The sequence below is a fragment of the Clostridium sp. CTA-19 genome, from assembly GCF_054767855.1.
On record NZ_BAAABH010000015.1, the window covers coordinates 1 to 15,735 of the forward strand.

The 15,735-nt window shown below is 26.1% G+C and carries 9 protein-coding genes and 1 riboswitch; of the genes, 6 read left to right on the forward strand and 3 right to left on the reverse strand.

The features are described 5' to 3' along the window. The first annotated feature begins 323 nt into the window (after positions 1 to 323). The gene (locus ACYUE0_RS09675; protein WP_460270366.1) at positions 324 to 2,357 is read left to right on the forward strand and encodes a methyl-accepting chemotaxis protein; all 2,034 of its coding nucleotides are present in this window, start codon (positions 324 to 326) and stop codon (positions 2,355 to 2,357) included. 68 nt (positions 2,358 to 2,425) lie between these two features. On the opposite strand, the gene ACYUE0_RS09680 is transcribed toward ACYUE0_RS09675, so the two are convergent. Further along, on the reverse strand, positions 2,426 to 4,048 hold the full coding sequence (locus ACYUE0_RS09680; RefSeq protein WP_460270367.1) for a WG repeat-containing protein: 1,623 nt from the start codon (positions 4,046 to 4,048) through the stop codon (positions 2,426 to 2,428). Positions 4,049 to 4,206: 158 nt separating this feature from the next. Between ACYUE0_RS09680 and ACYUE0_RS09685 the strand changes: the two genes are divergently transcribed. From ACYUE0_RS09685 to ACYUE0_RS09700, 4 genes are all read left to right on the forward strand, one after another. Then, complete coding sequence (locus ACYUE0_RS09685) at positions 4,207 to 5,073, forward strand: radical SAM protein (RefSeq protein ID WP_061995286.1); 867 nt, start codon at positions 4,207 to 4,209, stop codon at positions 5,071 to 5,073. Positions 5,074 to 5,345: 272 nt separating this feature from the next. After that, positions 5,346 to 5,433, forward strand: a riboswitch (cyclic di-GMP riboswitch). 32 nt (positions 5,434 to 5,465) lie between these two features. Further along, on the forward strand, positions 5,466 to 6,470 hold the full coding sequence (locus ACYUE0_RS09690) for a ketoacyl-ACP synthase III (protein WP_061995236.1): 1,005 nt from the start codon (positions 5,466 to 5,468) through the stop codon (positions 6,468 to 6,470). Positions 6,471 to 6,513: 43 nt separating this feature from the next. Then, positions 6,514 to 8,058, forward strand: a complete 1,545-nt coding sequence (locus ACYUE0_RS09695) for a methyl-accepting chemotaxis protein (protein ID WP_460270368.1) — start codon at positions 6,514 to 6,516, stop codon at positions 8,056 to 8,058. A gap of 305 nt (positions 8,059 to 8,363) precedes the next feature. Further along, entirely contained in the window at positions 8,364 to 11,660 is a 3,297-nt protein-coding gene (locus ACYUE0_RS09700; RefSeq protein ID WP_460270369.1) for a collagenase, read from the forward strand. A gap of 69 nt (positions 11,661 to 11,729) precedes the next feature. On the opposite strand, the gene ACYUE0_RS09705 is transcribed toward ACYUE0_RS09700, so the two are convergent. Next, positions 11,730 to 11,939, reverse strand: coding sequence for a cold-shock protein (locus ACYUE0_RS09705; RefSeq protein WP_010299124.1), 210 nt, complete (start codon positions 11,937 to 11,939; stop codon positions 11,730 to 11,732). Positions 11,940 to 12,001: 62 nt separating this feature from the next. Continuing rightward, entirely contained in the window at positions 12,002 to 12,763 is a 762-nt protein-coding gene (locus ACYUE0_RS09710) for a DUF4931 domain-containing protein (RefSeq protein ID WP_061995239.1), read from the reverse strand. A gap of 275 nt (positions 12,764 to 13,038) precedes the next feature. On the opposite strand from ACYUE0_RS09710, the gene hpdB reads away from it, so the two are divergent. Next, positions 13,039 to 15,735, forward strand: a complete 2,697-nt coding sequence (hpdB, locus tag ACYUE0_RS09715; RefSeq protein ID WP_460270370.1) for a 4-hydroxyphenylacetate decarboxylase large subunit — start codon at positions 13,039 to 13,041, stop codon at positions 15,733 to 15,735.

Consider the following 15,735-nt stretch of genomic DNA (forward strand, 5'->3'; position numbering starts at 1 on the left):
TACCTAAAAGAACAAGGGTTTATAACGTTAACCGAGAGTTATTTAAGATTTAGGTAATTCTATTGAACCGCCGTGTACCGAACGGTACGCACGGTGGTGTGAGAGGACGGAAAATAAAATAATTATTTTCCTCCTACTCGATTAAAACAAGTATAAGTATAAAATAAATGTAAAAAAACATAAAATTAAATAAATAATTAAATATATGTAAATTATATGATAGAATAAAGTTGAATTTTCAATTTATTTAAGTGTTAAGTTTTTAGGTTAAAGGGATATTTTTATGTTATGGTGAATTTAATTAAAAAAAGGGGAGAAGTAATATGAGATTAAAAAACATTAAACTGAAAAATGCAAACATAAAATTTCAAATGACATTTGTTATATCTATGGCATTCTTTTTAATACTTATGTTTATTTTATTTATGGTAAATTATATGTCAAATAAAATAATATTAAAAAGTGACTTAGATAATATGAGCAATATAATAATACAGAATGCTGGACTTGTTTCTAGAGATGTTAATGAAAATTTTCAAACAGCAAAATTATTAAGTAATAATAATTTAATCAATGACATGAATATTCCTTTTGAAAAAAAACTTGAAACTTTAAATGATTTTACAGAAAAAACAAAAGCATTAACAATAGGAATTGCAGATTTAAATGGTATTTATCAATCAACAGATGGTCAAAAAAATTCTAATATAAGTGATGAAGAATTTTTTAAAAATGCATTAAAGGGAGAAGAAACCTTAGTAGAACCAAGATTTATAAAAGAAATAAATGAATATGTGGTAATATATTCAGTTCCAATCAAATGCAAAGAAAAAATTGTTGGCTGTTTATTGTTTAATGTAAATGCCAAGGATATGTCAAATAATATTGCAAAGGTAACATTAAAAGGAGAAGGCACAGCATTTATATTGGACAAGGAAGGAAATTCAGTTGCTAGTGCCAATTTTGATGATGTAATAAATAAGCATAATGAAATAAAAAATGCAGAGAAAGATGAACTTTCAAAAAATGTAGCGGAGATACATAAAAAAATGATAAAAGGGGAAACAGGTATATCCAAATATAAATATGGCATTGATAAATATTTAGCTTATGCACCTATTGAAAATACAAATGGTTGGTCAGTTGGTATTTTAGTAGAAGAATCTGTAGTTTTAAAAAGTTTAAATAAATTAAAACTTGCGCTAGCAATAAGTGTATTAATAAGCTTATTATTAGCTATAATATTAAGTTTGGGAATTTCAAGTAAATTTTCTAAAAAATTAGTTAAGGCAAAAAATAAATTATCACTTTTATCACAAGGAGACTTTACCTTAACTATAGATGAAAAGGATATCAATCAAGGAGATGAGATCGGAGATATATATAAAGCTATAAATAAAACTAAAGAGTCTGTAGGTGAAATCTTAACTTCTATAAAAGACAGTTCTAATATAATAACAGAACATTCAAAAGAATTATCAGCGGTATCAGAGGAGATGGTATTATCTTCAGAAAATATAGCTAGTGCAATACAGGAATCAGTAAAAGGTAATGATAATCAATGCTCAGGGTTAAACTATATAGATAATATAATGAATAATTTTAGTGATAAAATAAATACAATGATTGAAAATATAAAAAATATAAATACAGTTTCTACAAAAGTTGTAGATAAAGCTAATATTAGTAATAAAGACATGAAAAATTTATTTAATTCTATAAATGATTTTGATGACATATTTAAAAAGTTTTTAGTTACTATTGAAGGTATGAATAGTAAAATAGATTCGGTAAATAAAATAACATATGTTATAAATAGTATAGCTGAACAGACTAACTTATTAGCATTAAATGCAGCTATAGAAGCAGCTAGGGCAGGAGAGGCAGGTAGAGGCTTTTCTGTAGTGGCTGATGAGATAAGAAAACTTGCAGAGCAAAGCAAAGATTCTGCAGTTGAAATAAGTAATGTTATAGATGGTGTTTTGGATGAAAGTAAAAATATTATAAGTGAGACTAATATTTTAGATAATGAAGTTCAATTACAAAAACAAGATATTCAGAAGGCAATTTTTTCTTTTGAGGAAATATCTAGATCTTTAGCGGAAATAAATCCTATTATAAAAGATACTTATAATAATTCTAATAATATAAAAAGGGATAAAGAAGATATAATTATAAAAATAGAAAATTCGACTTCAATATCACAAGAGATATCAGCAACTACAGAGGAAATATCGGCATCAACAGAGGAGTTTAACAGTTCAAGTGAAGAAATAGCCAATTCAGCTAATAATTTATTTAAACTAACGGAAAATTTAAATGTTAAGTTAAAAAAATTTAAAACTGAAGACAGATAAAGTAAAATAAAGTATTAACTAAATTTAAAGTTTAGTTAATACCTTATTTGTTTTATAAGGAATTAAATTTATATAACAAGGTTGCCCTTTAAATCCACGTATCTCCAATGGTTTTCTACTTTAACAGGAATTAAATCTGCATTAAATTTGCCTATGTCATTAAATTTAGGAGGAATTATAACTTTTCCATTTATGTCAAGGATGCCCCATAGGTTATCCTCTAATACTGCTAAATAATCTTTGTTTAAGTATTTAATTCTAGAATATTTAGGCTCTATTATTATTTTTCCATCCTTATTACAGACACCAAATTTATTATCTAGTTTAATATATATATAATTATTAAGTTGTCGATTATAAAGCTCTATATAAGAAGAGTAAAAGTCTTCTATACTTACATTATAATTTTCAGGTAATAAAAATTCAGGAGAAGAATTTAATTCATCATATTTGATTGGAAGAATTTCTTTACCATCATTTGAAACATAGCCTGTCTTACCATCCTTTTCTATAATAAAATTATTATTAAAAAAATATACACTATTATATTCAGGTTTTAGCACTTCTAAACCATTTAAATTAACTATTGTATTTTTTCCTTTTATTTGTGCACATGTAAATTTATCTGATATAGAATGTAAACTATTATATTTAAAATCACTAAGAATAGTTCCTTTAGTATCAGCTAATGCCCACATAGAAGAATTTTCACTTATAGCAAAAGTTTCATTATTTAACGGAGTAGCATAATTAAAAGTTGGTTCTAAAAGTTCTTTTCCATAGGAGTCTAGTAATCCCCATTTATTATTGAACTTAATCAGAAATGTAGAAGAATCAGATTTATCTTTAAAATAATAATCAGAAGATTCATTATAAACAATTTCTTCATATTTAGGTTCTACTATAAAATCTCCACTCTTATTGATAACCCCCCATTTATTATTGAGTTTAACACTAGCTAAATTACAGGAATTAAAATAAAGAGCATTTTCAAATTTAGGTTCTATTAAAACATTGCCATCTACATTAATATACCCATATTTACCATTAGATGAAAAAGTAGATATATTATCAATAAAATTTAGTGGTGTGTCAGAAAGTGATTCTAGTTTTTCCTTAGTATTTAAATTTAAAATTCCATATTTATTATTAACCATAAAACATACTAAATTAGATTTGAATGAAATGTCAGAATAGATTGGATCTAATATGGTATCTCCAGTATAAGTAAACAAGCCTAATTTATTCCCATCATTAACAATTAATACATCTGGATTTATATTAGGAGTTATTTCATCAAACATAGGAAATATTGTAATTTCACCATCATAAAATAAGCCCAACTTATTATCTTGTTTTACAATAAGTGAAGTAGCTTCATAGGTTGGTATTACATCTTCATACTCAAAGTTTAATATAGTATTATTATTTTTGTCTATGCATCCCCATAAATTATCTTTTTTAACCCAAGCAAATTTATTTGAAAAATCAAGAGCATCCTCATATTTTGGATTAATTATAAAGTTACCTTCTTTATTTATGTAACCAAACTTTTTATTTGTTTCTACACGAGCTACATCACCTTTAAAGTCAAAGGCATTTTCAAAGTTGAAATTTTTATTTTCACATCCATAAAGAAATGTTATAAAAAAAATAAAGAAAAAAGTAATAAAAATTTTTTTAAGTTTCATTATATCACCTCTAAGTACATTTAAAATATTTACAGTTAAAAGTATTATAACATGGAAGATAAAAAAAATTTCAAATCTTTTGAATTTTAGAGTGAAATATTGTATTATTACAGGGATAGATTATAACAATGTGAAAGCTAGGGAGGAAATAATTTATGATGTACAATATGCCATTATATAGACCGCCAAGTGAAGCGTATAGCTTAATTATTCAGGTGACTTTAGGCTGCTCTCATAATAAGTGTAATTTTTGTAGTATGTATAAATCTAAAAAATTTACTATAAAACCATTGAAGGAAATAAAAAAAGAAATAGATATATTTAGAAGTATATATGGAAAGGCTGAAAAAATATTTTTAGCAGATGGAGACGCACTAATAATTCCGATAGATACTTTAAAGGAAATACTTAAATATATAAAAGAAGTTTTTCCAGAATGTAAGAGAATTACATTATATGGATCGCCTAAATCTATATTATATAAAACTATAGATGAGCTTAAAGAATTAAAGAGATTAGGATTATCAATGATTTATATGGGAATTGAAAGTGGCGATAATCTGGTACTTAATTATATAAATAAAGGTGTTGCTTCTAGTGAATTATTAAATGCAGGATTAAAAGTAAAAGAAAGTGGAATACTTTTATCTGTAACTGTGATTGCAGGAATTGGAGGTAAGGATAGAACAATAGAACATAGCATAAATACAGGAAAACTTATTAGTAATATTAGTCCTGATTTCTTAGGGGTTCTTAGTCTTATGATAGAAGAGAATACAGAACTATATAAAGATATTAGCTCTGGAAAGTTTTTAGTTTTATCTGATATAGAGGTATTAAAAGAAATCAAGAATATTCTTCAGAACATAAACACAAAAGGAAAAATTGTATTTAGATGTAACCATGCATCAAATTACTTGCTTTTAAGAGGGGATTTACCAAAAGATAGAGAGCAATTAATAAGAGAAATTGATAATGCGTTAGAAAATAGAGATATAAGGGATGAAGTGGAGAGAATGCTTTAAAGTTAAAAAAGAAAAATGTAGAAAATTAGCTTTAAAGAATAAATTTAAAATAAAAATAGAACATTATGACTAAAAATGCAAAAAACATTTAAGTTTAGATACTTAAATGTTTTTTTATTTACTTAAAATTAAAATATTTTAAACAATAAATAGAAAAATAATGTATTAACAAGTATAATAAGGTATATACGTAAAAAAATACAAATAATATAATTGTATTAAGGAGGTCTTATTATACAAAATGTGGTTTATACATAAAAAGTAATGTATAAATCTAAAAAAGGCAAACTTATTGAAAAATAAGGACGCAAAGCCGTAAGTCTAAAGGATAAATAATCCCAAGATAGTTAGGTTACTAGATTAATGTTGTAATACAACAAGGAGGAATTATTATGTATAAAAATGTACACATTATAGGAGTCGGTACATACCATCCCAAAAAGGAATTGAAAAATCAATATTTTGTTGAGCATTTTAAAAAATATAAATTAGAAGATTATGCTGAAGCTTTAATGGACAAGTTAGGTAGAGATACTAGAACAATTGCTGAAGAAGGAGAAAATGGTATTAGCATGGCATTAAAGGCTTCTAGAAAAGCTTTACATAACGCTGAAATTTCAGTATCAGATATAGATATGATTATATCTGTATCTGATACTCCAGAATATTTATCACCGTGCTGTGCACTTTTAATTAAAAATCAACTTAATGCTAAAAATGCAAATGCTATATTTGATATGAATTCTAATTGTACAGGAATGTTAACTGCTATAGATGTAGCTAGTAGATATTTAAAAACTGATAATAAGTATAAAAGAATATTAGTAGTAGGTTCTTTATTAATAAGTAAGTTTGCTAGAGAAGATGATATTGTAGCATTTGGATGTTCTGCTGACGGTGCAGCAGCGATAGTTTTAGAGAAGAGAGAAGAAAATGAAGAAAAAGGATTCTTAGGTTCAAGAATGTATACTGATGATTCATATCATTGGTCTATAACTATGCCAGGGTGTGGAATGTCCAATATTTTAGATATGAATATAGATAACGAAAATAAGAAAATGGTATGGAAACCTTTTGATTTTAGTTTTTTATCTGAAAAATGGACAGAAACAATAACAAAATTATTAAGGGACTATAACTATGAAACAAAAGATGTTACTCACTATCTTATGTCTCAATTTTCAAGAGCAGATATAGAGTTAACAGTAACTAAATTAGGTACAGATATGGGAAAGGCGATTTTTGTGGGAAATAGGTATGGATACACTGGATGTACAAGTCCTATTATGGCTTTAGAAGATAAATTAAATGAAGAACATTTTAATAAAGATGATTTAATTGTATTTTGTTCTGTTGCATCAGGATATAGTATATGTGCTTTATTGTATAAGTGGTAGAAAAACATACAATTGGTAGTAAGTGTATAAGGGGTATTATAAGATGAATAATATACAAAATGATAGTAGTACAATAATCAGATATCAGAAAAATACGTTGAAGTATGTTCTTATTTTATATTCTATAAGTGCTATAATGGCAGGCGTTACTTTCTTTACTATGAAAATTTTAGGATTGTTTGATGATTTAAAATGTAGTTTTTTTATAGGATTATCAATAATGATTTTAGTAGAATTAGTAACTTTTAAAGTTATGTATAATATAACTTTAAATGCTATAGTGTTTGATATTAGGAAATTTGGATTTTTAAAGAAACTTATTCTTATATTTTCTTATATGAATTACATATATATGTCAATTTTTATTCATTCAAAAGAATTCTGGGTAGTTGTATTTTACTTTATAATTATTGGAGCATTATTTTTAGATAATAAAATGAATATACTTTCTATAGGATTAAGTATAGTTTCTGAAATTTTGGTTTTTTCAATAAATAAAACTACTCTTCCAAATGAATTTTTTGCACGGGAACTAATTTTAAGAATAGTTATTATATGGTTAATATCCTTTGGAATATTAATTTTTACTTTATTTGCATCTAAGTTATTAGACAGTGTAAATAAAAATGAAGAGAAACTTAAAGAAAACAATAGTCAAATAAAAGAAATATTTTTTAAAACTGGTGACTATGCAAAAACACTATTAGGAGCGAGTGAACTTTTGACAGAAATATCTGAAGAAGAAAATCAATCATTAGAAGAATTGTCTAATACTACAGATATAGTTTCAGTAGATGCTAACAACATGCTAAAAAGAGCTATGGAAAATAAACAAATATTAGAGAAGTTATTAGTCACAAATGAAATTATATCTTATAAAACTGAGGATAATGAAAGTAAATCAAATGAGCTCATTATATTATCTAATGATAATGAGAAAAGATTAAATGAAACATTAGTAATAATAGATGATATAAAAGTAAGTATAGGAAGTACTTTTGAAGCTACAAAAATATTAGAAAAAAAATCTGAAGAAATTGATGAAGTAGTAGCTATTATAGAAAAAATCTCTAAACAAACTAATATACTTGCATTAAATGCTACAATTGAAGCATCTAGAGCAGGAAAATATGGAGCCGGCTTTATTATTGTTGCAGAATCAATTAGAAAACTTGCAAAAAATACGGAAGAGTCATTAAAAAACATATCTTTAATTACCAATGAGTTTAAAATAAGGTTAAAAGATGTAGAAAAGCTTACGGCTGCAAATATAAACAAAATATCTTATGGAAATGAAACAATAAACTCTGGTGTAAATAATATAAAAATTATGTTGACAAAATTAAAAGATTCTGGTGAAAATATAAAAGAAATAAAAACCTTAAGTAGTGACTTGCTAATACAAATGGAAGAAGTTGTTGAATTTAATACTAATATATATGAATGTATAGAAGATACTATAAATAAATTTTTATCAGTAAATCATTCTGTTAATGAAAATGTAGCAATGAGTCAGCAAGTTGCAGAAAATGCGGAAAGTTTAAGATTTATGGCTGTAGAAATGAATGAATTAATAGAAGAAAAGTAAACAATAGCTGTTTTAAAATAGGAATTGAAACTTATTTTAAAACAGCTTTTTATTTTAACAAATGAAAAATATTTATCATAATATAAAAGGGCAATTATTAATTAATGAAAAAATTAAAGCTAATATTTTTATATTAGGAATCGATAGTTAAAATGATGATGTAAAATCAAAATTATCAAAATTTTCAAAATAGGAGGTTGAATTTTATTTTTTTATTTTAATATGAGTTTCATAATAATTTATTTAAATTAAACATCTTAATAGATAAATATTAAGAAACTCTAGATAAAGATGGAGGGGCTTAAATGAAAGGAAAACATTTAAAAAGTATTTGTTTTATAGTAGTTACAGCGGTAATTACCGTAAATTCAAATCTTATAGTTTTAGCAAAAGAAAATAATGAACAAAACTTCAAAGAACCACAGATACAAAGCGAGGCTGTATTAGAAAAAAACATGGATAGTAATGAATGCTATGGATTCGAACATTTTAAAAATACAGATGAAGCAGAGAATGATTATAAAGATCAAATAAAAGGAAAATTGGATTCAACTTATGATGAAACTGAAAATTCAAAAAAATATAATTTAAAAGCCAATAACAATTATACAATGAAATATTTAAATACTCTAGACTATAAAACTCTAGTAGAAACAATATCAAATTGTAATTGGTATGAAATAGAGGGATTATTTCAATTTACTGATGATTCCTATGAATTTTATAAAGATAAAAATCGTATTGAAGCATTAATAAATGCATTAGGTGAAAAAGGAAAGATGTACACTGCAACAGATGATAAAGGTATACCTACAATAGTAGAAGTTTTAAGATCAGGATTTTATTTAGGTTATTATAATAAGCCTTTAAATGAACTCTATGAATTAAGTTATAGAGAAAAATGTATTCCTTCAATGTTACAAATCCAAAAAAACAGCAATTTTAAACTAGGAGAAAGTGGTCAAAATGAAACAATTAAATCACTTGGAATGTTAATAGGAAATACCACTTGTAATGAAGAAATTGTAAATAATTTTACTAAGATAATTAAGCAATATAATGAAAATAAAAATCTATATATAAAAGATATTTCAAAATCAAATGCAGTATTTGAAGTGGTAAAAGGAGTAGAATATGAACTATCTTCGTATGTTTATAATAATAATGGGGACTTAAGTAATGCTCCTTGGAAAAATAGAATAGATAAATTCATAGATGAAGTATCAAAATTTATAATCGATGAAAATGTAACAGAAGAAAATAGTTGGCTAATTAATTGTGGAATATATTTAACAGGAAAATTTGCTAAGTTTTATAGTAGTCCAATAGAAAAACAAAAGGAAGTAGAAAATGTTTTAAAGGTTTATCCGTATTTAGGAGAACAGTACTTCAAAGCTATAGAATCAATTCAATATGATTTTAATGGAATTTTAAGTACAGGTAAAACGATTGACTTAGAAAAAATAAAAGAAGATGGAAAAAAATATTATCTTCCTAATACCTATACATTTGAAGATGGTAAAATGATAATAAAGTCAGGAGATAAAGTAACAAAAGAAAAGGTGGAAAGGCTTTATTGGGCATCTAAAGAAGTTAGATCTCAATTTCATAGAGTAGTTGGAAATGATAAAGAACTTGAACAAGGAAATGCTGATGATATATTAACTATGGTTATTTATAATAGCCCTAAAGAATATAAGATGAATTCATCTTTATATGGATATAGTACTGATAATGGTGGAATTTATATAGAAGGAATAGGAACATTTTTCACATATGAAAGGACTGTGGATGATAGTATATTTAGTTTAGAGGAACTTTTCCGTCATGAGTATACACATTATCTTCAAGGTAGATATTTAGTTCCTGGATTATGGGGTACAGGAGATTTTTACAAAGAAAAAGATTCAAGACTAACATGGTTTGAAGAAGGAACAGCGGAATTCTTTGCAGGTTCAACTAGAGAAAATAATATACTTGCTAGAAAATCTCAAGTTTCAGGTTTAGATAGCAATCCATCAAACAGATTCACTGCTGAAAAACTATTTAATTCTAAATATGGATCTTGGGAATTCTATTATTATGGGTTTGCATTTTCAGATTATATGTATAACAATAGAATGGATATTTTTAATAAGTTTATAAAAACTATTAAATCAAATGATGTAAAGGGATATGATGATTATATATCAACTTTAGGTTTAGATAATGGTATAAATAATCAATATCAGTCTCATATGGAGAATCTAGTGAAAAATTATGAGAACCTTACAACACCTTTAGTTTCAGACGATTATCTGAAAAATCATAGTGCTATAAATTCAAAATTAATATACTCTAATATAGAGAAAATCTCTAATATTAAAAATACTACAGTCAATGAAGAAAAAGGACAATTTTTCAATACTTTTACTTTAAGGGGAACTTATATAGGGGAAAAATCTTATGGTGAACTTGAAGATTGGAAGAAAATGAATGAAAAATCTAATGATTTTGTAAAAAAATTAAGCAGTTTAGAGTGGTCAGGTTATAAAACTATAAATTGTTATTTTGTAAATCATAGAGTTAATAGCCAGGGTCAATATGAATATGATGTTATATTTACCGGTATATTGGGGGATGAAAATATTAGTAACAATCCACCAATAGCGAATATAGAGGGGCCTAAAGTTTGTAAAGTGGGAGAGAATATTACACTTTCTTCAAAAAATTCTACAGATAGTGATGGAAAAATAGTAGAATACTTTTGGGATTTTGGAGATGGAAATACATCTAATGAAGTAAATCCAACCCATGTATATAAAAAAGATGGGACATTTAATATAGTTTTAAAAGTTAAAGATGATAAAGGTGCATTAGGAGAAAAAATTTTCACAATAAAAGTTGAGAAGAAAAATATAGATGAAGAGGACAATATCGATTTAGAACCTAATAATAATTTTAAAGAAGCAAGTTTGGTACCAAACTTAAATAAGAGTTATAAAGGGTCCTTATTAGGTAATGATAATGTTGATGTATATTGCTTTAAAGTTGAAAATCCAGATAAATTAAAGATTGAAGTTAATAATTTGGATAATATAGGTATGAATTGGACATTGTTTAATGAAGAAAATCTAAATGAATTTGTAGCTTATCCAATGGATAGTGAACTAAATGGAGAATATGAAGTAACTAAGCCAGGAATGTATTATATAAATATTTATAAGTATGATTATGAAGATGGTAAGTATGAGTTTAAAATATCTAGTGAATCTAGTAAAAATATAATTATGGAAAGTGAACCTAATAATGATTTTGAAAAAGCTAATATAGTTGAATTAAATAAAATTATAAATGGAAATTTAAGTGATGATGATAATGTAGATATTTTTAAATTTCAATTAGATGAAGATAAAGATATAAATATAGTTTTAAATAACATGAATAATATAGGCTTAAATTGGCTGCTTTATAAGGAAGAAGATTTAAATGACTATGTTTCATTTGCTCAAATAGATGGGAGTATTTATAAAAATTCATATAAAGCAACTAAAGGTAAATACTATTTATATGTATATAATTTTTCAAAAGACAACGGAAAATATACTGTAGAGATAAATTAAATTTATTAACTATAAAAGACCAAAATTAATTGAAATTTTGGTCTTTTATTTTAAATTTTAATAATAAAATTAAAGTTTTTGAACATTAATTGCCATAGGTCCTTTAGAACCTTCCGTTATATCAAATTCAACCTGTTCTCCTTCATGTAAATCTTTATCATTTCCTTTTTCTTTTACTTGTGAATGATGAACAAATATATCATTTCCATTATTTGCAGAAATAAATCCATATCCCTTTGAATTATCAAACCATTTAATAACACCATTATACATTGTCATTTTAACGCTCTCCTTTAAAATTAAATTCAATAACTAGTGTTTGCAAATATAAGGGAATTATACTAAAAGTATAATTTTTTTATTGAATCAATAGTTTCATCATTATTATTTGGTACTTGTTTTAATGAGTATCCTAGTAATAAAGGTGATGTAACAAAACGTGGTGTGATTTTACAGATTATTTCCTCATGCCAACAGTAAAAGAAGAGATTAAAACTATCACAGTTAGACCTATAATTATTTAAAATATAGTGAACAACTTTCTGCACGTTGTCTGCAAGGTAATCTATATCTTTAATATCTTTTATAATAACATTAAATTCAGTAAAGCAAGTTAATGGCTTATCTGATAAATTAATTTCACAATGTTTATTTTTATGGATTATATTTCCACGAAAATATATGTCTTTTAAAGTATCCTCATAGTCTATATCATTAAGGCCTATTATTTGCATATGAGGATGTTTTAAACTTCCACCAGATAAAGGTCCGTGATTTTTATATAAAATTACAGATTTAAATTTGTTACTTTCTCTTAATTTAAACCAGTGTTTAATCGCAAAATCAAACAATTTTCTTATATGTTCTTTAGAATAAAAAGATATATTTAAATCACATTTATCACTTTCAATTATTACTAGCTGTAATGAGTTTTCAAGGGTAGGATATTTATTCTTTAAAAGTATAATATTTTCATCTTCATCTAATATATTACTTAATTTAGATCTATCACAAAAAGGGCAAGATATATCGGATTTATTTATGTTATTAGGCTTACTTGCACCTATACTGTATAAAAAGTTTATATACTTATCGCCATTCATATTGTCACCTACTTATAAAACATTAATTTAAACAAAATTATATATGGATACATATTGAAATTTATTCAATTAAAAGTCAATCTAGAGTCTATAATATCCGAAATGCTTATTTATACATTATAACATAAAAGAATAAAAATAGTGTTAAGGTTAAAAGATTAAATGAAAGGTGAAAAAAGATGTCGGTAGTGTAAATTACACTACCTTAAAATTGTATATAGATAGTATATTTTAAAGTATAGATGCTTATATATTGAAAAACAGGGGGGATTTGGATGCTGAAAGAAAAAGAAGAAAAAATAAAAAACATTCTTAAAGCTAAAGGAATAAAAAATAGTGATTCTAATGATAGTAATTTAGATATTATTAAAGAACCAATGGATAGGTCTAAAAAACTACGAGATATATTTTATAATACATTATCTACAACAGATATGGAATTTCCTTATTGGTATACTAGAAGTTGGGAAGAATTAAATGGAGAGGTTACAATAGTAAGAAGAGCAAAAGCATTAAAAAATGCATTTTCACATTTAACACCTAACATTATACCAGGTGAAAAATTAGTAATGCAAAAGACTAAAAATTATAGAGGTTCTTTTCCCATGCCATGGCTTAGTGAAAATTTTTTCATATCACAGGAAGATAGCATTAGCAAAGAAATTACAAGTACGAATAGTGGAGATGAATTAAGCCAATTTGGGCAAGGTGGAGGAAATGTAACAAAAAGTTTTGGGAATGTAATTTCTATAGCAGGAAAATTTGGAATGGAAAAAAGTGAAGCTACAGCGCTTTTAAAGATCGCTAAAAGTTGGGTTAACAAATCTGTTGAAGATGTAGGACATAGATACGAAAAATTAGTTCCACAGTATGAAACTAAAGAAAAAATAATGAATAGTTTAATATGTATGTTTGATTCAGGATATACAATTCCACAAGGAAGAGAGGTTATAAACTATTATTATCCTTTAGAATATGGCTTTGAAAAAATTAAAGATATAGCGAAAGAATCTATTAATGAAGTTGCAGGAAATGCATCTGGTGATGGAATAATAGGCATGGATAGATTGTATTTTTATGATGCAGTAATAAATGTTATTGAAGGAATACAAATTTGGATTTTAAATTATGCCGAGCATGCAAAGTGTTTAGAAGAACTAGAGAAAAACTTAGAAGATAAAAAAGAATATAAAAAAATAAAGGAAACATTAGAATGGATAGCTTACAATAAACCAAGAAACTTTAGAGATGCACTTCAACTTTCGTATACTATTCATATAGCTTCAATTAATGAAGATGCTATTTCTGGAATGTCTATAGGAAGACTTGGTCAAATTTTATATCCGTGGTATGAAAATGACATTAAAACTGGAGAGATAACAAAAGAAGAAGTTTTGGAACTTATGGAACTTTATAGAATTAAGATAACGTGTATAGATTGTTTTGCATCAGCTGGCGTAAATGGAGGGGTGCTATCAGGAAATACATTTAATAATTTAAGTTTAGGTGGATTAACTAAGGATGGAAAATCTGCAACTAATGAATTAGAAATGATAATATTAGAGGCTGGAATAAGGTGCAAAACGCCTCAACCCACGCTAACAATACTCTATGATGAAAAACTTCCAGAAGAATTTTTATTAAAAGCAGTAGAAAGTAATAAAACAGGATGTGGATATCCAGCATGGGTTAATAATAGAAATGCTATAGATTTTTTAATTAATCAATTTGGAAATGAAGGAATGACATTGGAAGAAGCTAGAGCTATTGCTATAGGTGGATGTTTAGAAACTTCGCCTTGTTGTTTTAAAACACTACATTTAAATAATAGAGTCTATGAAATACCTGGTGGAGCTGGACAACCTACAAGTGTTGGAGTACATTTTATAGCAAATCCTAAAATAATAGAGTTGGTAATAACAAATGGAAAGGATTATAGAACGGGACAACAAATATATAATCCACATAATAAAAAACTTGAGAATTTTGAAGAATTTTTTGAAGTGTTTAAACAATATTATGAAGAAACAATAAATGTTTTAGCTAAAACAAATAATATTCAACATGATGTATGGAGAAAGCAAAACATGTCTGTTATAAATTCGTTTCTAAAGCCTGATTGTTTGGAAAAAGGGCAACATATAGGAAATATGGGATATAGATATAATGGAACATTTAATGTTGAAAGTTGTGGAACAATTACTATGGTAAATACTTTAGCTGCAATTAAAAAAGTTGTTTATGAAAATAAATATAGCATGGAAGAATTAAAAGATGCTATGTTAAATAATTTTGGTTTTAAAAATGCATCAGAAGTTGGTAGCTATTCAATGAAAGATCAAGTTAAATTTGATAGTAGTGGTAAATATGACAATATATATGGGGAGTGTTTAAAAGCACCTAAGTATGGAAATAACAATTCGTATGTAGATAATATATTAGCGGAATATGAGATATGGTTTAAAAAAGCCTGCGAAAAAGCAGAGTCACTATATGGAAAGAAAATGTATCCCTGTCAAATATCTGTGTCTACTCATGGGCCACAAGGGGCAGCAACGTTTGCAAGTGCTGATGGAAGGTTAAGTGGAACCACATACTCAGATGGGTCGGTATCAGCTTATCCTGGCACAGATAAAAATGGTGTATATGCATTATTTGAGTCAGCAACAGTTTGGGATCATACAACATCTCAAAATTCACAATTGAATTTAAAACTTCATCCAACGGTTTTAAGAGGAACAGAAGGTAGTAGAAAACTATTAGATTTAACAAGGTCCTATTTAAGAAAAGGAGGATTTCATATTCAATATAATATAATAGATTCTTATATGCTAAGAAATGCACAAAAGAAGCCTAATGAATATAGAGATTTAATGGTTAGAGTAGCTGGTTTTACTCAATATTGGTGCGAACTTGGAAAACCTATACAAGATGAAGTAATAGCAAGAACAGAGTACAAGGGAGTGGAATAA

Coding starts and splice junctions, on each gene's coding strand:
- ACYUE0_RS09700 (WP_460270369.1), top strand. CDS start 8,364: ATGAAAGGAAAACATTTAAAAAGTATTTGTTTTATAGTAGTTACAGCG.
- ACYUE0_RS09695 (WP_460270368.1), top strand. CDS start 6,514: ATGAATAATATACAAAATGATAGTAGTACAATAATCAGATATCAGAAA.
- ACYUE0_RS09685 (WP_061995286.1), top strand. CDS start 4,207: ATGTACAATATGCCATTATATAGACCGCCAAGTGAAGCGTATAGCTTA.
- ACYUE0_RS09690 (WP_061995236.1), top strand. CDS start 5,466: ATGTATAAAAATGTACACATTATAGGAGTCGGTACATACCATCCCAAA.
- hpdB (WP_460270370.1), top strand. CDS start 13,039: ATGCTGAAAGAAAAAGAAGAAAAAATAAAAAACATTCTTAAAGCTAAA.
- ACYUE0_RS09705 (WP_010299124.1), bottom strand. CDS start 11,939: ATGACAATGTATAATGGTGTTATTAAATGGTTTGATAATTCAAAGGGA.
- ACYUE0_RS09710 (WP_061995239.1), bottom strand. CDS start 12,763: ATGAATGGCGATAAGTATATAAACTTTTTATACAGTATAGGTGCAAGT.
- ACYUE0_RS09680 (WP_460270367.1), bottom strand. CDS start 4,048: ATGAAACTTAAAAAAATTTTTATTACTTTTTTCTTTATTTTTTTTATA.
- ACYUE0_RS09675 (WP_460270366.1), top strand. CDS start 324: ATGAGATTAAAAAACATTAAACTGAAAAATGCAAACATAAAATTTCAA.